The sequence below is a fragment of the Ruegeria sp. H3 genome (assembly GCF_056533095.1).
The window spans coordinates 183,200-203,530 of record NZ_JBQFOD010000006.1; the positions used below are offsets into that span (position 1 = coordinate 183,200).

Below are 20,331 nucleotides of genomic sequence, written 5' to 3' on the forward strand. Positions count from 1 at the left end.
AATGTCGACCCACAATTGGACCGAAGTCATCGTCGGTGGTGCCGTTCTGGCGGTTGCCGTGTCATTTGGCGTTTACGCCAGCCAGTCGACGGGCCTGTCGCAAAGCAGCGCGGGTTATGAGCTGGGGGCTTCCTTCCGGTCGCTTGAAGGGGTCGGCGTGGGTACCGATGTGCGTCTGGCCGGGGTCAAGATCGGCACCGTAACCGACGTCGATCTGAATCCAGATACCTATCGCGCCGATACGACCTTTACGATTGCGGATGGGATCCTTGTTCCGGATGACAGCGCGATCGTGATCTCGTCCGAAGGTCTGCTGGGTGGCAATTTTGTTGAGGTCATGCCGGGCGGCTCACCGTTCTTTTTCGAGCCGGGGGACGAGATCGAAGATACCCAAGGCGCGGTCAGCCTGATTTCACTGCTCGTCAAATTCGTGGCCGGAGACAGCAGCGAATGAAGCATTCGGTGCTGATGGCAATCGCGTTCTGCGCAACGGCAGCATCTGCGCAGCAGAAGGTCGAATCCGGCCCTGGTGCCATGTTGCGCGGCTTGGACAAAGTAAACGGCCAGACCATCGATATCGAAATGCAAAACGGCGATACCCAGCCCGTTTTTGGATTGGATGTGGCCTTGGGGGATTGCCGGTACCCGGCGGACAATCCCACAGGTGATGCGTTTGCCTATCTGACGATCTGGGAAAAAGGCAAAGCAGATCAGCTGTTTGACGGTTGGATGATTGCGACGTCACCGGCGCTGAATGCTTTGGATCATGCGCGCTATGATGTCTGGGTGATCCGCTGTATCACACCATCCGCTGACTGAGGAATATCAGCGGAAAAATCAGCGCTTGCGTTGATCGCTTCCTCAAGTGCTTCACGATATGTACCGCGTGGAATTTCGATGGCGCCAAGCGAGGCAAGGTGAGTTGTCAAAAACTGCGTATCAAACAGTTTGAAACCCGTTTGTTTGAGCCGGTCAACCAGATAGGCCAGGGCGATTTTTGAGGCATCAGTGCGCCGAGAAAACATGCTTTCGCCAAAGAAAGCCGCCCCCAACACGACGCCATAGACGCCGCCAACCAGCTTGTCGTTATCCCATACCTCAAGTGAATGGGCGTGACCTGTCATGTGTAGTTGATCATAAAGGTGTCGCAACTCGCCGTTGATCCAGGTATCCACCCGGTCTGCGCAGCCATCGACGACGCCGTTGAAATCCTGATCGATTGAGATGTCAAAGCCGGATCTACGCAGGCTCCGGGCCAGACTGCGCGAGATATGAAAGCCGTCCAGAGGGAACACGCCCCTGTATTTTGGGTCGACCCAGAACAGCTCTGGGTCATCCCGATGTTCTGCCATGGGAAAAATGCCGATGGAGTAGCCATGCAGCAAAAGTTCCGCAGTCAGGCTCATTAGAAAAACCCGAAGGCCGGAGGATTGGTTCCATCCGGCCTTCCAGACAGGTTAGTCTGCCATATTCTCCGCAAGCCAGTGCTCCAGCCAGTGGATGTTGTATTCGCCGCTATGTAGATCAGGTTCCTGCAGCAGCGCGTGGAACAGCGGTACGGTGGTGTCGATACCGTCAACGATCAACTCTCCCAATGCGCGTTCAAGGCGCGCCAGCGCCTCGGCCCGGTCGCGCCCCTGTACGATCAGCTTTGCGATTAGCGAGTCGTAGTAGGGCGGGATCGAATACCCGTCATACAACGCCGAATCCATCCGCACGCCCAGACCGCCCGGCGCATGATACGCCGTTATCTTACCGGGGCAGGGTGAGAAATTGGGTAGTTTCTCTGCATTGATCCGAACCTCGATGGCGTGGCCTTCGATTTCCAGGTCGTCCTGAGTGAACGACATCGGCAGGCCCGAGGCGACGCGGATCTGCTCGCGCACAAGATCGACGCCGAAAATGCCTTCGGTTACTGGGTGTTCCACCTGCAGGCGGGTGTTCATCTCGATGAAATAGAACTCACCGTTTTCATACAGGAACTCGATGGTGCCCGCGCCGATATAGTTGATCTTCGCTACAGCATCGGCGCAGATCTTACCGATCCTGGCGCGTTCTTCAGGGGTGATGCTGGGGCCGGGGGCCTCTTCAAACACTTTCTGGTGGCGGCGCTGCAATGAGCAGTCGCGTTCGCCTAGGTGCACGGCATTGCCTTTGCCGTCGCCAAAGACCTGAATCTCGATATGGCGCGGCGTGGTCAGATATTTCTCGATATAGACCTCGTCATTGCCAAAGGCGGCCTTGCCTTCGGCGCGTGCGGTCATGAAGGCGCTTTCCATTTCATCAGCGTTTTTGGCAACTTTCATTCCACGTCCACCGCCACCAGCGGTGGCTTTGATAATGACGGGATAGCCGAACTCCTCACCAATGCGCTTTGCGTCTTCCAGCGTAGGAACACCGCCATCGGAACCGGGTACACAAGGAACGCCCAGTTCTTTCATTGTGTCCTTGGCGGTGATCTTGTCGCCCATGACACGAATGTGCTCGGCGTTCGGGCCGATAAACGTGATGTCATGATCTTCGACGATCTGCACGAACTCGGCATTCTCCGACAGGAAGCCATAGCCAGGGTGAATCGCCTGTGCGCCGGTGATCTCACAGGCCGAGATGATCGCTGGCATAGACAGGTAACTTTGCGGGCTCGGCGGAGGGCCGATACAGATAGATTCGTCTGCCATGCGCACATGCATCGCGTCGCTGTCGGCGGTGGAGTGGACGGCGACCGTCTTAATCCCCATCTCGCGCGCGGCGCGGATGACGCGCAGGGCGATCTCGCCTCGGTTGGCAATCAGGATCTTGTCGAACATGGGCCCGCCTTACTCGATGATGACCAGAGGAGTACCGAATTCCACAGCGTCGCCGTCGCCAACCAAGATGCGTTTGACGGTACCCGATTTGGGCGCGTGGATGTGGTTCATGGTCTTCATCGCTTCGACGATCAGCAGCGTGTCACCTTCGGACACCGCTCCGCCGACGGAAATGAACGACGGCGCGCCGGGTTCGGCCTGCATGTAAACCGTGCCAACCATAGGTGAGGTGACAGCGCCGGGGTGGCTGGCCGGGTCTTCCTGTGCAGCAGGGGCTTCGGCGGCAGCTGCAGCAGGGGCGGGTGCGGCGGCTGGGGCTGCCGGGGCGGCGGCAGGTACGGCGACCTGAACCGGCGCAGCGACTGCCTGCGTCATGCGGCTGACGCGCACATTCAGGCTGTCTTCTTCGCCATACTCGCGTTTCACCTGCAATTCAGTCAGGTCGTTTTCGCGCAGCAACTCGGCCAGTGCCTTGATGAATGCTACATCTGCGTCGTGTTTGGTATCTGTCATGAGTGTCCTCGACGGTTCCCCTAGTGGCCCATCTAAACCTGCGGGCTTTGGTCTAATTACGCAGCGTTATAAGCTAAGCTTGGGGCCATGAAAAGCGCAGTCTGAAGCGAGGATTCAAGGAATTTGTGCGCGCTCTGAGCGGTCAGAGCGGCATGCCCGAAAGTTTCGCCACGAGCTCTGATAACTTACGCGCGCCGAACTTTTCCAATAGGCGCGCGCGGTAGGCTTCGATCGTGCGATAGCTGAGGCCGAGTTCGACACCGATTTCCTTGGCCGAGAGGCCGCGGCAGGACAGGATCGCCACTTCGCGTTCCCGCACGGTCAGTTCGACCAGGGGGCGTTCTTCCGAGATGTCTGAAAAGCTCCAAATACCATGACGGAATGGATCATCCGGTGTCAGCGACCTGCCGCGTGCGCGACACCAGAATAAATCGCCATTGCGTCGTCGCATAACCCGTTCATCGGTGTAATACCCGGTGTCCCGCATCACCTGCAAACTACGCGCGCCGATCCTTTCCCAATCTGCGACGGAGGGGTAAAGGTGAAGCAGAGGCATGTTGCGATAGTCGCTCTCACCCCCTCCGAACGTCCGGGCAAACTGCAGATTGCAGCGCCGGATGATCCGGTTTTCCAGTTCAACCAGCCCAATTGGGGCATATTCGAAGGCGGGGTCACTCATCGTCATATCGTGCCGGGAATTGGTCGGAAATAGAAGAGGTCATGAGAATTTGCTGTGGATTTGAAGTGGGTGATTTACTGTTGCTTTTGTCAATCTTGTAAATCCTATCTGAAAATGCTGCCTTAACTACATTGCTTAACTAAGATATCTTGAAAATAATCAGCTGTGATTGAAAGCTTGGCGAGGGAGAAGCCTTTGATGCGCGATACGCTTACCGGTAGCCGAATCCGCGAACGCCGCCAGATCTCCGGGCTCAGGCAATCCGAGCTTGCAAAGCGCGTTGGAATTTCGCCCTCATATCTGAACTTGATTGAACATAACCGCCGCAGAATCGGTGGAAAGCTTTTAGTCGATATTGCCGAAGCCTTGGATGTAGAGCCCTCGCTGCTGACCCAAGGGATCGAGGCGGCGCTGATTTCTGCACTGCGAGAGGCGGCGGCAGATGCAGTTGGACAGCAGGCTGAGGTTGACGGGGTGGAGGAATTTGCCAGCCGCTTTGCTGGCTGGGCCGGCGTTCTGGCGCAAATGCATCAGCGCGTCGTGTCACTGGAACGCACGGTCGAGACGCTATCGGACCGATTGACACATGACCCGCATCTGGCCGCGTCGATGCATGAGGTTCTGACAACCGCTGCCGCCATTCGATCTACCGCATCCATTCTGGCCGATACGCAGGATATCGAAACCGAATGGCAGGACCGGTTTCACAAGAACCTGCATCAGGATGCTGAACGACTGGCCGAAAGCTCTAAGGCGCTGGTGTCTTATCTGGATGAAAGCGATGCGGCCAAGACCCCTCGTAGTGTCCCTCTGGAAGAGGTTGAGAGCTTTTTTGCAGCTCGAAACTACAGTTTTCCCGAACTCGAAGCGAGGGCAGGGGCTGAGAGTATTGCCCTAGACGGATTGAACACCGCCACCGCCCGTTCTGTCGCCCAAGAGATTCTACGCTGGTGCGCAGAGGACGCGGTTGCGATACCGCTTGCCGATTTGAAGCAAATTCTCGCTAAGGGCGAACCGGACCCTATCACGTTGGCGCAACGTTTCGCGGTCGATATCCCTACAGTTTTGCGACGTTTGGCCTTTGTGCCAGAGGAGTATTTGCCGCGCCCTGCTGGGCTGGCCTTGTGCGATGCATCGGGCAGCGTCCTGTTCCTCAAACCGCTTCCCGGTTTCGTTATGCCGCGCCATGGCGAGGCTTGTCCGTTGTGGCCCTTGTTCACCGCGCTAAGTCGTCCTCTGGTGCCGGTTCGAAAGCAAATCGCCCAGTTGGGGCGCAGTGCGGCTGAGTTTGAGTGCCATGCTTACGCTTGGCCTCATGCAGTATCCGGCTATGATCAGGAACCGGCTTATCGGTCGGTCATGCTGGTGCGACCGGTCGGGGAGGAGGGGGCATCGGCTTTGACCCATGTCGGGGCCAATTGCCGGGTGTGCCCCAGCCGAGATTGCACATCGAGGCGTGAGCCTTCGATTCTGAGCGAAGGTTTTTGACAGGTCGCTGACTGACCGCTTAATCTGGCGGTGGCAGCGTGCCAAGAGCGCGATCTGCCATGGGGAGGAATTGAAAATATGAGCCGTAAGGTTCTGTTGATCGAGGATGAGCCGAACATCGCTGAGGCCATCCGCTTTTTGCTGACACGCGAAGGCTGGCAGGTTGAAACGCATTCAGAAGGGTCTGATGCGGTTCAGGTGATACAGTCTGCAGCCCCGGATCTTGTCATCCTTGATGTCATGCTTCCGGGAAAAAACGGCATGGATATTCTGCGCGACCTACGCGAGCTGGATGATATGCAACGCTTGCCGGTCTTGATGCTAACGGCACGCGGGCAATCCCGCGATCGGGAAATGGCCGAGAATGCGGGTGTTAGCCGGTTCATGACAAAACCGTTTTCAAATGCCGAGGTGCTGACTGCGGTGCGTGATCTACATGCGCAGGCCTCACGGGCGTGACTCCTGACAGCGACATAGACCAGACGCCAAAGGGCAAACGGTCCTCACTATTCCTTGGGCGTCAAAGCTACCGCCGTCGCAGACTGGCCGATGCGGCCCGGCTACTGCCATTTTTAGGCGCGGCACTTCTCGCACTACCGCTGCTTTGGCCGGATCAGAGCGCGGGCGACGACGCTGTACCGCTTTCATCGGCTATGCTGTACATATTTGTATGCTGGGGCGTGCTGATTGCGATTGGCCTGATCTTTGGCCTGACTGCCAGAAGTCTGGGCGTTCGCGACGATATCGGCGCGGACACTGAGTGATGGCGACGCCGAATATTCTGATATTGGTAAGCCTGGGCTACGTGGTACTACTATTTGGTGTGGCCTTCGCAGCTGAAAGAATGGCCGAGGCAGGGCGAGGGAAATGGCTACGCTCGCCCCTGATCTACACGCTTTCCTTGTCGATCTATTGTACCGCCTGGACCTTTTATGGCGCGGTTGGCAATGCCGCGCGGTCCGGGCTGGAATACGTGACGATCTATCTGGGGCCGACGTTGGTGATGGTCAGCTGGTGGTGGGGCTTGCGCAAACTGGTTCGGGTTGCGCGCAGCCAAAGGGTGACCTCGATCGCGGACCTATTGTCGTCTCGTTATGGTAAATCCAACACGCTGGCCGTATGCGTTACCATTTTGGCGGTTCTTGCCGGAACGCCCTATATTGCCCTGCAACTTCAGTCGATCACCCTGTCGTTTTCGATTTTTGTCGAGGCTGATCCCTCTGGCCTCTACCCAAGCGGATCTAATGTATTCTGGGTTGCGGCCGGTTTGGCTGTCTTCGCTATTCTATTCGGCACACGGAATCTGGACGTGAACGAGCGTCATCATGGCGTTGTCACAGCGATTGCAGTGGAATCAGTGGTCAAACTATTCGCCCTGATCGCCGTTGGTGTGTTTGTCGTCTGGGGTATTGCCGGTGGGATTGGCCCAATGATGGATCGGATTGATGCCTCGGAAATTGGCCAATGGAACATCGACGCAGGTCGCTGGACGGCGTTCATCTTCCTGTCTGCCGCTGCCTTTGTCTGTCTGCCGCGCATGTTTCAGGTCATGGTCGTTGAAAATGACGATGAAGGCCATCTGAGGACAGCAGCTTGGGCGTTTCCCTTGTACCTGCTGCTGATGAGCCTGTTCGTTGTTCCCATTGCGGTCGTCGGGTTGGACCTTTTGCCACCTGGTTCCAACCCTGATCTTTTTGTTCTGACGGTGCCGCTGTCACAGGGCAATGATTGGCTTGCCATGCTGTCCTTTATCGGTGGTTTTTCGTCGGCCACTTCGATGGTGATCATCACGGCGATGGCGCTGTCCACCATGGTATCGAACCAGATTGTCATGCCGATCTGGCTGAATACCCATGAACGGGTGGGATCTGTCCCTGGTGATGTACGGACCATCGTTTTGATGGCGCGTCGGGTTTCGATCGCTGCGGTCATGGCGCTGGGATATTTCTACTATAGCTTGATCGGCGATGGCGCGGCGCTGGCTTCGATCGGTTTGATTGCCTTTGCTGGGGTCTCGCAAATCCTGCCCGCCCTTGTGGGTGGATTGTTCTGGCGGGGGGCGACGCGCATCGGCGCTTTGGCTGGGCTGACGGTGGGATTTACGCTCTGGTGCTACACGTTGCTCTTGCCGGGCATGGGTGGGCTTTGGATGCCGCAAACGGTGATCGAACAGGGCCCGTTTGGTATCGGGTGGCTGCGTCCTCAGGCCTTGTTCGGAATCGAGGGGATGGACCCGATGGTCCACACCGTGATGTGGTCGATCTCTTTGAACACAATCGCCTTTTGCGTCGCGTCGCTTATTAGCTTCCCCAGCCCGTTGGAACGTTTGCAGGGGGCGCAGTTTGTGAATGTCTTTGACCATTCCGTTGCGCCGCGCGGCTGGTCGGGGTCGGTGGCGCAAAGCGAAGATTTGATGATCATGACCCAGCGCATTTTGGGCACCGGCCCCGCGCAAGCGTTCTTTCAGGCCGAAGCCGAAAACCAGGGTGGGAGGTCACACCTGCCCGAGCCCACGCCGGGCTTCCTGAACCGGCTTGAACGTGAGCTCAGCGGTTCGGTTGGTGCGGCCACGGCCCATGCCATGATTGGTCAGATCGTGGGAGGCGCTTCAATTTCGGTCGAGGATTTGTTGGCTGTGGCGGACGAATCTGCTCAGCTGCTGGAATACTCCAGCCAGCTTGAGGTCAAGTCGGTAGAACTAAGCCGGACCGCGCGGCAGCTGCGCGAAGCTAATACCAAGCTAACCCTTATGTCGGAGCAAAAAGACAGCTTCCTGAGCCAGGTTAGCCATGAGCTGCGCACCCCGATGACCTCGATCCGCGCGTTTTCCGAAATCCTGCGCGACACCGCAGGGCTGAGCGACGAGGAACAAACCAAATTTGCTGCAACCATTCACGATGAAGCCTTACGGCTGACCCGTTTGCTGGATGATCTGTTGGATCTGAGCGTGCTTGAAAATGGTCAGGTCAGCCTGAACATGAGCGATGGTAGCCTGCGTTCGGTGCTGGATCGTGCGGTTTCAACCGCGCTGGCCGGGGCATCGAAACCTCTGACAATCCGCCGAACACGCGCTTCGGAACGTATTCCGCTACACACTGACCTCGACCGTTTCGGGCAGGTTGTCATCAACTTGATTTCCAATGCACAGAAATACTGCGACGCGGATGAGCCCGTTCTGACGATTTCGGCGCATGATATCGGGGGACGCGTGGTTATCGATTTCGTTGATAACGGCAACGGCATTCCAGTCGAGGCCCAATCGTTGGTATTCGAGAAATTTGCGCGGATCGGGATCGATAAGGCCGGCGGCGCGGGTCTGGGGCTGGCGATCTGCCGTGAGATCATGCAGCGGCTTGGGGGCGAGATCAGCTATCTGCCGGGGCAGGGCGGGGCTGCGTTCCGGGTCAGCCTGCCGTTGGCCTATCAGCAAGCGGCGCAATGAGGGACGGATAAAGAACTTCGTAACACTCACCGGGTTACATCAAGGGTCAGAGGCTCGAGCAATTTGGTGAGTTTTGGTCATGTCAGAGGCAGGGAACACCGCGCTGTTGCGCAAGCTGTCAGTGGGGCGCGAGGATTTGAAGAACCGGCCGCGTTCAGTGCTGCGCGCACTGCGTCTGGGATTCGCGCGGGCTGCAGCAGATCGGCTGAACCTGCCCCTTGCTGTTATTGGCGCAAAGCAATCGCTGCAGCCTGCCAATGATCTGGTCGACGCGGTTGGCGATGATTGGCTGCTGTTGTTCCTGAAAGGGCCAGATGGAGTTGCAGCCGCCTGCTTTGATCCAAATTCAGTGTCGGCCATTTTGCAGACCCAGACCATTGGTCAGGTCACCGAAACTGCGCCTGAGGCGCGCGCGTTCACAAATACGGATGCGGCAATGACCGCTCCGCTGCTGGAAGCTGCGCTGGCCAAGGCGGCTGAGCTGGCCGAAAATGCATCTGATGATGTGGGCTTGATCGGCTATGAATACATGTCTCGTGCGCAAGATTTGCGATCCGTCTGCCTGACACTGGTTGAAGATATGTATTGCGGGTTCGAACTGACGGTCGACCTGGCAGGTGGCATACGGCAAGGCCGTATCTGTGTTTTGTTGCCACAACAGTCGTCCCCGGTAGAGGATTGCCTGATCCTCGAGGCGGATGACGGGCCCAGCCTGGAGCAATCTTCGGGCGTTGTCCGGGCAGAATTGAACGCCGTTTTATGTCGCATGAATGTGCCACTGTCTGATCTTTCGGGACTTAGCGCCGGGGATATTCTGCCGCTGCAACATGCGCGCATCGACCGGACAGAAATTCTGGCCATCGATCGGTCGCGGACTGCGGTTGGGCGGCTTGGTCAATGTGGCGGCTTGCGTGCGGTGCGGATTAACGAACAGGCTCCTTTGGCTGCGTTATCCGATATTGAGACGCAGGAATTTATCGAAAGCCGGGCAGCTTCGGCCAGTCAAAACGCACCCGATATGCCATTGGGCGCCCAAGCCGTCGATGTCACAGACTATCGCGCTGGTCCGGACACTCTGGAAGCCCAAGAGGGTGATCTGAGTTTTGAGAACTCGGAACAAATGGTGGCTGAGATTTCGCAGCTGGCGGGGCTAAGCGGCCCCGATGATGTGAGTTAGCAGTTGGATATACCCGAACCTTAGTCCACAGCCTTGCGCATATGATCCAATGCCGGACGTAGGTTTTCCAACTGGTAGCCTGCATTTGTTGTGGCATTTAGAATGTCGTCGGTGCTCATCCGGTCGCATTGACCCAAGGCCCATACGACCGAACACCGTGTGCCAGATGCGCAATAGGCCAATACCGGTCCACCACAGGCTTCGGCCATATCCCTTTGCCGAGCCACATTTTCGGGCGTCATGGTCTGATGGGTCAGTTCCAGAACCTCATACTCCAACCCGGCTGCGCGCACGGCCTCGCCGATGGCGTCGGATTGCATGTCTGAGGGAACCTCGGTGTTGGGTCTGTTGCAAATTACCTTGACGAACCCGGCTTGGGCGATGGCGGGCACATCCTCAACCGTGATCTGCGGTGAGACGGCGTAGCGGGGGGTAATTGGGCGAATCTCCATGCCAAATCCTTAGGTTGGGTTTGCAGCTCTGTCTAGCTGTGCGCCAAGGCCGGGTGCGATGAACATTCCTGTGATCATCGCCAGCATAAACAGCAATCCGCCGAGGCCCCCATAACTTAGCGAAGCCATTGCAGGCCCGGGGCACAGCCCAACAAGCCCCCAGCCCATGCCAAACAGCACAGAGCCGATGATCAAGCGATGGTCCAGTTCGGGGCGTGGAGGTGCCGGAAATTGGCCGCCAGCGATGGGTTTCCGTCCGTTGGTCATCCGCCAGGCGATCAACATAGGCAGGATGGCCCCACCCATGACAAAGGCAAGTGTTGGATCCCAGGCGCCGAACAGGTCCAGCCAACCTTGAACCTTGGTCGTGTCGGTCATGCCCGAAACCAGCAGGCCGGTGCCGAACAAGGCCCCTGCGATCAAAGCGATCAGGATGCGCATCAAATGACCTCCAGCATGTGCCGCAGGGCCAAAACGGTCAGCGCACCAGCTGCGATGTAAATCAGTGTTGCCACAATCCCGCGCGGTGAGAACCGAGAGATGCCGCACACACCGTGGCCAGAGGTGCAACCATTTGCGATGCGGGTCCCGACACCCACCAGCAGCCCGGCGATCACGACCAGCAGCAGATTTCCGGTCAGATGTGTTTCAGAATGTGGCGCGATCAATGGGCGTAACAGCAGGGGCATTCCGATTAAGCCGACAATAAATGCCAGACGCTCGGCGATCTCGTTGCGCGCGCTGCCGTCGACCAGTCCGCCCAGTATACCGCTGGCCCCCATGACGCGGCCATTGCCGAGCAGATACACCGCACCGCCAAGACCAATCAGCAATCCGCCCAAAAGGCCCATCACCCAAGATGCGTCCATATCCGGTTCGTCCTTAATGTTGTTGTCGCAGAGTCAGAGCTTGTTGATCGGCAGCTTGAGCATCACATCGCCCTGCTCATCCGCCGGGGGCATCTGACCCGCACGCATATTGACCTGCAGAGACGGCAGGATCAGGCGTGGCATTGCCAGCGTTGCATCCCGTGCATCGCGCATTTCCACGAACTCTTCGACGCTGCGCCCCTGTCCGATATGAATGTTGAGCGCTTTTTGCTCACCCACAGTGGTTTCCCAGGCGTATTGATCCCGGCCTGGGGCCTTGTAGTCATGTCCCACATAGACCCGCGTTTCATCAGGCAGGGCGAGGATTTTCTGGATCGATTCATACAGCGTAGAGGACGACCCGCCCGGAAAGTCGCAACGGGCGGTGCCAAAATCAGGCATGAACAATGTATCGCCAACAAAGGCCGCGTCGCCGATCACATAGGTCAGGCAGGCTGGGGTATGACCGGGCGTGTGCAACACATCCCCACGCATCTGACCGATATGAAAGCTATCGCCTTGCTTGAATAGGGCATCGAACTGACTGCCGTCGCGTTGGAATTCAGTGCCTTCGTTGAATACTTTGCCAAAGGTGTCCTGCACGGTCACGATCTGATCGCCGATCCCGATTTTGCCACCCAGCTTTTCCTGAAGATAAGGCGCGGCCGACAGGTGATCGGCGTGGACATGGCTTTCGAGGATCCACTCGACTTTCAGATCGTTCGTCTGAACATACTTAACGATGACGTCCGCGGCCTTCGTCCCGGTGCGTCCGGATGCATGATCGAAATCCAGAACGCTGTCGATAATAGCGCAGGCCCGGCCTTCGGGTTCGCGCACGACATAGGAAACCGTGAAGGTTTGATCATCAAAAAAAGCCTGCACTTTAGGGGTCATATCATCCTCCGTCCCGGTCTATATAACATGTATTGGATGTGGAATGTGTTTCAACTGCCGATTTGGCAATTGATGTCTGTCAAGGCAGCCACACCAATATTGGATTAAACTTTAGTCGAACCGGGAAAGACTGCCGAATCTACCGAATTACCCGGCAAGATTCCGCACAACCTGAGGTTAGATTGTTCTGGTCTTAATCCCGTTACCTATATCGGAGATACTGGCACCACCTGGGAGGAGCAATATGAAACAGAACACCCTGTTTTCCGAATTCACAGAGATTGAACAAAAGCTCGAGAATGCCTGTCTCGATACACGCCTGGCCCTGCAACCGAGTGTAAGCAAGATCGTTGATCGCATGCGCCGTCAGGGCATGCATGTCCCATCTCGTTTGCGTCGACTGGACTCGGCGTTGTGCGAAGACGCAATGGAAGCGCAGTTTGACAATATGCCTGTCTAATTCCGCAAGGTCATCCAAAGGAAATCCCGAGGATAACCAGCATCAAGCCAATCACCGACAGGAAAAGTGATCCGAGGTTCCAGGGCAGAACGCCCTGAACAACCGCACGCAGTTCATCATCAGACAGTCCGGCCTTGCGCGCTTTCATCACGCGCAGAATGCACCAGACCAACCCGGCAAGCCCGGCAACGGACAGGGCGGCCCCGCCCCAAGTGATGAATTCAAACATGGTTCCCCGCAAAGCTGCCTGATCCGCACCCGCGCTTAAAGGATCGAGGCAATTCGCACAAGCGTGCTTTGGGCCCGGTTCGGGATTGCGTGCTTGCGACCCGGGCGGTCGCACTGTATCCGGCATCTTGCCGATGTCACAGCATCAGATTCTAGCCTTGGGGAGAGACGCCTATGGAAGACATGACCGAAGATCAGGCCACCGCCAACTACCGCGTCACAGCGGGAGAGTTGCGCCAGTTCATCGAGCGGTTTGAGCGGCTGGATGCTGAGAAAAAGGATCTGGCTGAACAGCAAAAAGAAGTAATGGCCGAGGCCAAGGCCCGTGGCTACGACACCAAGGTCATGCGGAAGGTGATTGCCCTGCGCAAGCGAGACAAGGACGACATCGCCGAAGAAGAAGCAGTGTTGGAGATGTACAAAGAAGCATTGGGAATGTAGAGCGTCTGACTGGTTCAGACCTCTAATACTCGTACATTCGGCATTGTTCGGATTTTTGCCATGTCTTGTGCATAAAGCTCGGAAAACGCACTGACGATTTCAGTGCTCCAGCCGGGCAGGTCTAACTCCTCCTCAACCCGATCGGGTTGAGCATGGGCCTCAAGCAGCCCAGCCAGCTCAGCGCTCGATGCAAACCGTGCGCCGGATTGTTCCTGCTGGATCAACGGCAACAGCTGATGTTTACCCTGTTCGGTCAGCAAAGAAGCGAGCAGGGTATGTTCACCAGGGATCGCAATGCTGTCGGGCAAACCGGCCATGGCGCGCAGGATATCTCCCCAGATCAGCGGCGAGTCCTCGTTCTCCCAAAGAGTGATTTTGACATCTGGAACCAGATCGCCCAGGTCTTCGATCATGGTGACCCAGCTGAGACAACTCAGGTCTGTCGTATCCAGTATTGATCTGGTGCGAGCCGGGTCCAGTGCCGTCAAAACCCTTGGGATGAAAAGGCCGGGGTTCATCAGCCCGGCAAAGATTTCGATCTGCGCGCCGTTCAGCAAGTCCTGCGTATACGCAGCCCGCTTCCCTGCAAATGGATAGAGTTGCCCATGTTGCAAGGCCGCGCGCATTGGCCCAAAGAACTTTTCGCTGGAAACAACGACACGCTGAATATCCGCAGCATCAGGCAGCACGGCATTCATCTGCTCGCGCGCCTCTGCCAGAGGCAGACCGCTCGCCATGGCGTCGGACATGACCTTGACGAATTGCCTGCACCGGCGTGGTCCTAGTGGTAAGGTCCCAGCCTTGTAAAGCGCGCCTTTGTGGGCTGCGAGATTTGCCAGCAATTGTCCCGCATCCGTGTAGGGGACCCCGGCGTGAATGACTACATGCATCATGTTCCTTGCGCCCGGCTGTCCTGCAGAGCCGTTTTCGGCTTTGCTTCACTGTTATCAAGACCGGGCATTTCGTTGCGAGTGATTTCACACTTTCTAAGGAAATTCGACAATCCCTAACTCTACGCTAAATTTCCGGCTTGCAGTCTCTGTCCGGAGACAGTAATCGACGGTCAGCGCCCCTATAGCTCAGCTGGTAGAGCAACTGATTTGTAATCAGTAGGTCCGCGGTTCGAGTCCGTGTGGGGGCACCAGCACATCAGAGCAAAACAAACAGTTACTTCGTTCTAGATCCCCCGTCGGTCCGACCGTCCGAATCTAGCCGTGTTTGTTGGCCTTGGTGCAGTGCGATTGTGTGGTCTTTGAGCTCATTGATCTCACCGATCAACTCATCAACGCACCGCAAAAAATGATCTGGACGCTCATTCCATTGCGCCCAAGCGCTTGATCCAGCTCTTGAGGCTGCCCTTGATATAGTGCCGTCCGACGCCATCAGAACTCGGGTCAGTGTGAAAACAACACTTTCCTTTTTGCTTTACGCCACCGACAGAATAGCCACTGATGCCGACCAGATAGCGAGTGTTGAAAACGCGCGCGGTGCCGTCAACTTTTTCAGCGAAAAACAGTTTCATTCGGTTATTCTCCTGCTCGATTTCCGGGGGTGTAGATCGTCACTATTTACCGGGGGTTGGCATGCACCGCCCCCACGGAACTTACTGGTTAGCCCGTATGCATGAACAAAACACTCGGTACCCGTTCGATCGTTGCGAAAAATGAACCGTTTCGTTGGGGTGAGAATGAGTGCGTCATGTTAGAAGCCTCCCCCAAAATACCAACGCCAGATCCGCTTTCACGGGTAACCTGCGCGCCCATGAGACACTGGACTTTAGTGTTTATTCAAGTGCGCGCTCCAGTCGTGTACAGCGGTCCAGATCACCAGCTCGATGCGGGCAGTGCGTACGCAGCGATATTCTTACAGATGCTCGTCTTCCCTTAATAGAAGGAGTGATAAGCCAACGGGAGCAATAAACACCGTGTCTTTAAAGGCTTAGGCAGGATGATTGTATCATCGTAGGTGTGTCCCACCCGAGCACCACAGGGCTAAGTCAATGAATTGGAAATAAATGGAGGCGAGTACCGGAATCGAACCGGTGTACACGGATTTGCAATCCGCTGCGTCACCACTCCGCCAACTCGCCTTTTCAAGTAAAATCAAATACTTGCCGTGGTGTGGTTGGCGTTTTATCAGCTTTGCGGCAGGGCGTCCAGAGGACAGCCATGAAATTTCAGGACCAAAGTGCGAAATACCGTGATTTCATACTCAGCTCAATCATTGATGATGGCGGATTGCGGCAATAGAGGCGTTGCCGGTGACCAAGGGATGTGGCAAAAGCCGAACAGGCTTGAGACTTCAGACGAGAGATCACATGACAGATTTCGCAACGCGACGCCGCATAATGGTTGATACTCAGGTGCGACCTTCGGATGTGACGAAGTTCCCGATCATTGATGCCATGCTCTCGGTGCCGCGCGAAGACTTTGTGCCGGATTCGCAGCGCGAAGCCGCCTATGTCGAAGATGTAATCGATCTTGGGAACGGGCGTAGTTTGTTGGAGCCGCGGACCCTGGCCAAGATGTTGGATGCGTTGAATATTTGCAATGACGAGGTCGTGCTCGATATCGCGCCGGCTCTGGGGTATTCGACCGCGGTAGCCGCGCGTATGGCAGAATTGGTTGTTGCAGTGGAAAGCGACGAAGCATTGGCATCGGAGGCGCAAAATGCGCTCACCGAAGTTGCTGCTGACAATGCCGTGGTGCACGTTGGTCCTTTAGAACAGGGTGCGGAAGAGCATGGGCCCTACGATGCGATCATGATCCAGGGAGGGGTGCAACAAGTGCCGGGCGCTCTGTTGGATCAATTGAAAGACAATGGCCGCATCGCCTGCTTGTTTGTCGAGGATGGCTTGGGTGTTGTTCGTATCGGGCGCAAGACGGGTGGGCGTGTCAGCTGGCGTGACGTTTTCAATGCCAGCGCGCCAGTGCTGGATAGCTTTTCCCATCAGAGTGCATTTTCGCTATAGTCCAGAGGTAGTTTGTTCTGCCACCTTGATTAGTTGAAAATGACGGCGCAAATTGCCGACAGGGCAGAAATTTTTTGAGTTGAGAGGATTTGGTGATGCGTAGGACGGCGACTGGCAAACTGGTCAGAGCGTGTGCATTGACCGCAGGACTGGCCTTAAGCGTTATGCCGCTGCGTCAGGCATGGGCTGATAACCTTACAGATGCGTTTATCGGGGCCTACAACACCAGCGGGTTGTTGGAGCAAAATCGCGCGCTGCTGCGGGCTGCAGACGAAGACGTGGCGATTGCGCTGGCCGCTCTGCGCCCCATCATCGACTGGACCGTGCGTGTCACGCAAACTTACAACCGAAGCAGAACCAGCGGCGTTGTATCTAGCAATGAGCCCACCGATTTTTTCACGGGGCTGACGCTGAGCCAGTTGGTCTATGACGGTGGCGCATCCGTTCTTGGCAAGCAATCCGCGCAGGAAACTGTTCTGGCGACACGTCAATCGCTGATCAATATCGAGCAACAGGTTCTATTCCGCGCGGCGACTGCCTATCTGAATGTGCTTTTGCAGGAAGAGACAGTTCAAATTCGGCAAAACAACGTCGATCTGTCCAGTGAAGAACTGCGGGCATCGAATGACCGTTTCGAAGTGGGTGAGGTGACCCGGACTGACGTGGCCTTGTCGCAGTCACAGTTGGCAAGCTCGCGTGCGGATCTTGCCGATGCGCGTGGTGATCTGAGCACGGCACAAGCGGAGTATGTCAATGCCGTCGGCAAACTGCCGGGCCGCACAACGGGGCAGCCCAGCCTGCCAAACTTACCGCGCTCGCAGTCCGAGGCGATCAATCTGGCGCTTCGCAATCATCCGTCGATCTTGTCGGCCCAGCATCAGGTGCGCGCTTTGGATTTGACCGTTCAGCAGCAGCGTGCCGGACTTGGTCCAAATGTAAGTTTGAGTGCAGATGCCGGTCTGACCGAGAGCTACGACAATGACGATAACAACGAAAACGCATCTGTCTCGCTGATCTTCCGCCAGCCGATCTATGCTGGTGGCCGACTGGCGGCGGTTGTCCGTCGTGCTATGGCCACCCGAGATGCGTCACGGGCGAACCTGTTGAATGTGCAAAAAGATATCACGCAGGGCGTGACAGATGCCTATGTCCGGTTTGAAACCGCAACGGCCAGTCTGACGGCATCGACCGAGCGCGTTCGCGCGTCGCAAGTGGCGTTCGACGGTATCCGCGAAGAGGCCACACTGGGCGCACGAACCACATTGGATGTGCTGACGGCCCAACAGGATTTGCTGGATGCGCAACTGGCTGAGATCGCATCGCGGACCGAGCGTTCGCTGGCCGCGTATCAGCTGCTTCAGGCTCAGGGCCTTCTGACGGCCGAACGTTTGGGACTGGCTGTGCAGATTTACGACCCGACGCTGTACTACAATCTGGTCAAAAATGCACCAGCGCAGGTCAGCAAACAGAGCAAGGATCTGGATCGCGTGCTAAAAGCGTTGCGCCGGGACTGACGGGCAATACTACCTGTTGTTCGCTTTGACAGGATTGGCTACACTCTACCCTGAGGATAGAGCGGTAGAGAAAAATGGCGGATAATGTCGTAAAAGCCGGGATCGAAGACGTTTTGTCTTCGGTCAAACGTCTTGTCAGTGAAGAAGGTAAAACGGGCAAGGGGGCTGATCAAAGCGCCAAAGCGCGCAAACCCGGTCGTTTGGTGCTAACGGATGCGCTGCGCATCTCAAAACCCGCTGCGGCTGAAACTGCCCCGCTGAAACTGGAACCTGAATACAGTGCCGAAGTTTCGGCAAAACCAATGCTGCTGCGCGCCTGCGATATCGTGCGAGATGATGCGGGCGCCGATCAGGAAACCCCCAGCGAAGTGGCGATGGATGAGCAGTCGGACGACCCGACACTCAGCCTGAGCGCAAAGATTGAAGCGCTGGAAGCTGCCATTGCCCGTACTGAAGATCAGTGGGAGCCTGACGGTGACAGCGATGATGCCTATTCAGGTACACCGAATCAAAGCCTGTCCTGGGATACGGGTACGGCATTTGCTGAAGGTGATGGGCAAACCTCTCTGGATGAACAGCCAGAAGATGAACTGCCCCAGAGCGATCAGGTTGCTTCCGACGTCGAAGAACCAGTCATCGAAACGCCTCAACAAGAAGAGTTAGAAAGTGATGAGGCGCAGCCCGCCACATTTATCCGCTCTGCCGAGGCTGTGCCCGTGACCGAGGCTGCGGAACAGGAGGCTGCGCAGCTTCGGGAATTGTCAGTCGACGAAGAAGCGCTGCGTTCAATGATCGCCGAGGTCGTCCGGGAAGAGCTGAAAGGCGCGTTGGGCGAACGGATCACGCGCAATGTCCGCAAAATGGTGCGGCGCGAGATTTATCGCGCATTGGCTGCGCAGGAATTGGAATAGCCGCTCAGGCGCGCTTGGGTGCCTGCGCCAGTTCCAGCAACAGGTCTAAATCCATGGTCTGTTCCAGGTGATCGGCCAGCGCATCAAGCGTTTGCTCAACCCCGTCTTCATACGCATTCTCAGATTTCACACCCAATGTTGCCAGATATTGGGCGCGGAACACATCGGATGAGAATATGCCGTGCAGGTAGCTGCCCAGAATACGGTTGTTTGCGCTTGCAGCCCCTTCGGGGCGACCATCGACCTCCAGCCAAGCACGTGCGCAATCCGGGCCTTCGGTCCGGCCCATATGAATTTCATACCCGCTGACAGGCGCGCGGTTGGGCAGGGCAATGGCTTCGGTCAGCGTCACATGTTTCTTGCCTGCCATGACTGTGTCGACATCTAGGAGGCCGAGCCCGTCAATCGTGCCTGGACGACCATCCACGCCATCCGGATCAGCGATGGTTTTGCCCAGCATCTGATAGCCGCCACACAGGCCCAGAACATGTCCGCCACGACGGACATGCGCCAGCAGGTCGATATCCCATCCCTGAGCCCTGAAATAGGTCAGGTCGCCGATGGTGGATTTGCTGCCGGGCAGTAACACAAGGTCGGCATCGCCGGGCAAGGGGCGGCCTGCGGGGATGATCTCGACGCTCACGCCGGGTTCTGCGGATAACGGGTCCAGATCGTCGAAATTGGCCATCCTCTCGAGTTGAGGAACCACAACCTTACAGGCGCCGCCGGTATGGGATCGAATGTCCATCATGTCTTCGGCAGGCAGTTTCCATGCATCGTGAAACCAGGGAACAACGCCCAAGCAGGGCCAACCGGTGCGTTCCGCAATGTCATCGCGCCCTTCATCGAAAAGAGACACATCGCCCTTGAACCGGTTCACTGCAAATCCCTTGATCATCGCCAGATCGCCGTCATCCAGTACGGCCTGGGTACCAACGATCTGCGCGATCACGCCACCCCGATGGATGTCACCGACCAGAACCACAGGAACACCCGCCGCACAGGCAAAGCCCATATTGGCGATGTCGCCCTTGCGCAGGTTGGTCTCGGCTGGGCTGCCTGCCCCTTCGATCAGGACCAGATCGGCATCACTGCACAGCCGGTCGAAGCTTTCCAAAGCAGCGTCCAAAAGTTTGGATTTGTCCTTGCGGTAGTCTCCGGCCTTCATGGTCCCAGCGCGCTGCCCCTGCACGATGATCTGAGCACCGGTGTCGGTTTCGGGTTTCAGCAAGATCGGGTTCATATCCGTATGCGTGGCACGTTTTGCAGCCCGCGCTTGCAGTGCCTGCGCCCGACCGATCTCACCCCCGTTTTCGGTCACCGCAGCATTATTCGACATGTTCTGCGGTTTGAACGGAGCAACTCTCAACCCACGCCGCGTATAAGCGCGCGCCAGCCCGGCCACGAGAACCGATTTCCCGACATTGCTGCCGGTCCCCTGAATCATGATGGCACGAACCATAGTCGTCTCCTATGCTGGCG

At 56.8% G+C, this 20,331-nt stretch carries 24 protein-coding genes and 2 tRNA genes; 13 read left to right on the forward strand and 13 right to left on the reverse strand.

Annotated features, from left to right (window positions below; translation table 11 throughout):
- The first annotated feature begins 1 nt into the window (after position 1).
- Positions 2-454: an outer membrane lipid asymmetry maintenance protein MlaD gene (gene mlaD / locus ACR0JE_RS09630; RefSeq protein ID WP_480864004.1), complete on the forward strand. Its 453-nt coding sequence runs from the start codon at positions 2-4 to the stop codon at positions 452-454.
- Positions 451-819, forward strand: coding sequence for a DUF2155 domain-containing protein (locus tag ACR0JE_RS09635; RefSeq protein ID WP_480542174.1), 369 nt, complete (start codon positions 451-453; stop codon positions 817-819). The genes mlaD and ACR0JE_RS09635 overlap by 4 nt, the downstream gene beginning before the upstream one ends.
- On the opposite strand, the gene aat is transcribed toward ACR0JE_RS09635, so the two are convergent.
- The 4 genes from aat to ACR0JE_RS09655 form a co-directional block, all read right to left on the reverse strand.
- A complete protein-coding gene (gene aat, locus ACR0JE_RS09640; protein WP_480864005.1) occupies positions 774-1,406 on the reverse strand; it encodes a leucyl/phenylalanyl-tRNA--protein transferase in 633 nt (210 codons plus the stop codon). The genes ACR0JE_RS09635 and aat overlap by 46 nt on opposite strands.
- Before the next feature lie 51 nt (positions 1,407-1,457).
- Positions 1,458-2,807 carry an acetyl-CoA carboxylase biotin carboxylase subunit gene (gene accC / locus ACR0JE_RS09645; RefSeq protein ID WP_480864006.1) on the reverse strand — a complete coding sequence of 450 codons (1,350 nt, stop codon included), beginning with the start codon at positions 2,805-2,807 and terminating at the stop codon, positions 1,458-1,460.
- 9 nt (positions 2,808-2,816) lie between these two features.
- Positions 2,817-3,320 carry an acetyl-CoA carboxylase biotin carboxyl carrier protein gene (gene accB / locus ACR0JE_RS09650; protein ID WP_170530851.1) on the reverse strand — a complete coding sequence of 168 codons (504 nt, stop codon included), beginning with the start codon at positions 3,318-3,320 and terminating at the stop codon, positions 2,817-2,819.
- Positions 3,321-3,462: 142 nt separating this feature from the next.
- Positions 3,463-3,999, reverse strand: a complete 537-nt coding sequence (locus ACR0JE_RS09655) for a LuxR C-terminal-related transcriptional regulator (protein ID WP_353006179.1) — start codon at positions 3,997-3,999, stop codon at positions 3,463-3,465.
- A 198-nt stretch (positions 4,000-4,197) separates the two neighbouring features.
- Here ACR0JE_RS09655 and ACR0JE_RS09660 point away from each other — a divergent pair, with 198 nt between their 5' ends.
- The 5 genes from ACR0JE_RS09660 (at position 4,198) to ACR0JE_RS09680 (ending at position 10,106) form a co-directional block, all read left to right on the forward strand.
- Positions 4,198-5,487 (forward strand): helix-turn-helix domain-containing protein, encoded by a 1,290-nt coding sequence (locus tag ACR0JE_RS09660; RefSeq protein ID WP_480864007.1) that lies wholly within the window; start codon positions 4,198-4,200, stop codon positions 5,485-5,487.
- 78 nt (positions 5,488-5,565) lie between these two features.
- On the forward strand, positions 5,566-5,946 hold the full coding sequence (locus ACR0JE_RS09665) for a response regulator transcription factor (RefSeq protein ID WP_480864008.1): 381 nt from the start codon (positions 5,566-5,568) through the stop codon (positions 5,944-5,946).
- On the forward strand, positions 5,943-6,251 hold the full coding sequence (locus ACR0JE_RS09670) for a hypothetical protein (protein WP_480864009.1): 309 nt from the start codon (positions 5,943-5,945) through the stop codon (positions 6,249-6,251). The genes ACR0JE_RS09665 and ACR0JE_RS09670 overlap by 4 nt, the downstream gene beginning before the upstream one ends.
- The gene (locus tag ACR0JE_RS09675) at positions 6,251-8,929 is read left to right on the forward strand and encodes an ATP-binding protein (RefSeq protein ID WP_480864010.1); all 2,679 of its coding nucleotides are present in this window, start codon (positions 6,251-6,253) and stop codon (positions 8,927-8,929) included. Before ACR0JE_RS09670 ends, ACR0JE_RS09675 begins: the two co-directional genes overlap by 1 nt.
- 79 nt (positions 8,930-9,008) lie before the next feature.
- The gene (locus ACR0JE_RS09680) at positions 9,009-10,106 is read left to right on the forward strand and encodes a FliM/FliN family flagellar motor C-terminal domain-containing protein (RefSeq protein WP_480864011.1); all 1,098 of its coding nucleotides are present in this window, start codon (positions 9,009-9,011) and stop codon (positions 10,104-10,106) included.
- A gap of 20 nt (positions 10,107-10,126) precedes the next feature.
- Here the strand turns inward: ACR0JE_RS09680 and ACR0JE_RS09685 are convergent, their stop codons facing one another.
- Genes ACR0JE_RS09685 through ACR0JE_RS09700 form a run of 4 tightly spaced genes read right to left on the reverse strand, consistent with a single transcriptional unit; the run spans position 10,127 to position 12,324 of the window.
- Positions 10,127-10,558 carry a protein tyrosine phosphatase family protein gene (locus tag ACR0JE_RS09685; protein WP_480864012.1) on the reverse strand — a complete coding sequence of 144 codons (432 nt, stop codon included), beginning with the start codon at positions 10,556-10,558 and terminating at the stop codon, positions 10,127-10,129.
- A 9-nt stretch (positions 10,559-10,567) separates the two neighbouring features.
- On the reverse strand, positions 10,568-10,999 hold the full coding sequence (locus tag ACR0JE_RS09690; protein WP_480826724.1) for a DUF6691 family protein: 432 nt from the start codon (positions 10,997-10,999) through the stop codon (positions 10,568-10,570).
- Complete coding sequence (locus ACR0JE_RS09695) at positions 10,999-11,427, reverse strand: YeeE/YedE family protein (protein WP_480542191.1); 429 nt, start codon at positions 11,425-11,427, stop codon at positions 10,999-11,001. Before ACR0JE_RS09695 ends, ACR0JE_RS09690 begins: the two co-directional genes overlap by 1 nt.
- Positions 11,428-11,460: 33 nt before the next feature.
- Positions 11,461-12,324, reverse strand: coding sequence for an MBL fold metallo-hydrolase (locus tag ACR0JE_RS09700; RefSeq protein WP_480546574.1), 864 nt, complete (start codon positions 12,322-12,324; stop codon positions 11,461-11,463).
- Between the two features lie 244 nt (positions 12,325-12,568).
- Between ACR0JE_RS09700 and ACR0JE_RS09705 the strand changes: the two genes are divergently transcribed.
- The gene (locus ACR0JE_RS09705) at positions 12,569-12,784 is read left to right on the forward strand and encodes a hypothetical protein (RefSeq protein WP_170530831.1); all 216 of its coding nucleotides are present in this window, start codon (positions 12,569-12,571) and stop codon (positions 12,782-12,784) included.
- A gap of 10 nt (positions 12,785-12,794) precedes the next feature.
- Here the strand turns inward: ACR0JE_RS09705 and ACR0JE_RS09710 are convergent, their stop codons facing one another.
- A complete protein-coding gene (locus ACR0JE_RS09710; RefSeq protein ID WP_170530829.1) occupies positions 12,795-13,013 on the reverse strand; it encodes a hypothetical protein in 219 nt (72 codons plus the stop codon).
- Between the two features lie 173 nt (positions 13,014-13,186).
- On the opposite strand from ACR0JE_RS09710, the gene ACR0JE_RS09715 reads away from it, so the two are divergent.
- Positions 13,187-13,453, forward strand: a complete 267-nt coding sequence (locus tag ACR0JE_RS09715; protein WP_170530827.1) for a DUF2312 domain-containing protein — start codon at positions 13,187-13,189, stop codon at positions 13,451-13,453.
- A gap of 14 nt (positions 13,454-13,467) precedes the next feature.
- Here the strand turns inward: ACR0JE_RS09715 and ACR0JE_RS09720 are convergent, their stop codons facing one another.
- A complete protein-coding gene (locus ACR0JE_RS09720) occupies positions 13,468-14,346 on the reverse strand; it encodes a hypothetical protein (RefSeq protein WP_480864013.1) in 879 nt (292 codons plus the stop codon).
- 175 nt (positions 14,347-14,521) lie between these two features.
- Between ACR0JE_RS09720 and ACR0JE_RS09725 the strand changes: the two genes are divergently transcribed.
- Positions 14,522-14,597, forward strand: a tRNA-Thr gene (locus ACR0JE_RS09725).
- A 168-nt stretch (positions 14,598-14,765) separates the two neighbouring features.
- Here the strand turns inward: ACR0JE_RS09725 and ACR0JE_RS09730 are convergent.
- Together ACR0JE_RS09730 and ACR0JE_RS09735 are read right to left on the reverse strand one after the other, a co-directional pair.
- Positions 14,766-14,975 carry a hypothetical protein gene (locus tag ACR0JE_RS09730; protein ID WP_480864014.1) on the reverse strand — a complete coding sequence of 70 codons (210 nt, stop codon included), beginning with the start codon at positions 14,973-14,975 and terminating at the stop codon, positions 14,766-14,768.
- Between the two features lie 493 nt (positions 14,976-15,468).
- Positions 15,469-15,542: transfer RNA gene (locus ACR0JE_RS09735), tRNA-Cys, on the reverse strand.
- A 228-nt stretch (positions 15,543-15,770) separates the two neighbouring features.
- Here ACR0JE_RS09735 and ACR0JE_RS09740 point away from each other — a divergent pair.
- The 3 genes from ACR0JE_RS09740 to ACR0JE_RS09750 all read left to right on the forward strand — a co-directional run bounded on the left by ACR0JE_RS09740 (position 15,771) and on the right by ACR0JE_RS09750 (position 18,849).
- Positions 15,771-16,424: a protein-L-isoaspartate O-methyltransferase family protein gene (locus ACR0JE_RS09740; RefSeq protein WP_480542199.1), complete on the forward strand. Its 654-nt coding sequence runs from the start codon at positions 15,771-15,773 to the stop codon at positions 16,422-16,424.
- 95 nt (positions 16,425-16,519) lie between these two features.
- Positions 16,520-17,938 (forward strand): TolC family outer membrane protein, encoded by a 1,419-nt coding sequence (locus ACR0JE_RS09745; protein ID WP_480542201.1) that lies wholly within the window; start codon positions 16,520-16,522, stop codon positions 17,936-17,938.
- Positions 17,939-18,012: 74 nt separating this feature from the next.
- Positions 18,013-18,849: a hypothetical protein gene (locus ACR0JE_RS09750; protein WP_480864015.1), complete on the forward strand. Its 837-nt coding sequence runs from the start codon at positions 18,013-18,015 to the stop codon at positions 18,847-18,849.
- 4 nt (positions 18,850-18,853) lie between these two features.
- Here the strand turns inward: ACR0JE_RS09750 and ACR0JE_RS09755 are convergent, their stop codons facing one another.
- Positions 18,854-20,311, reverse strand: a complete 1,458-nt coding sequence (locus tag ACR0JE_RS09755) for a cobyric acid synthase (RefSeq protein WP_480864016.1) — start codon at positions 20,309-20,311, stop codon at positions 18,854-18,856.
- Positions 20,312-20,331 lie beyond the last annotated feature (20 nt).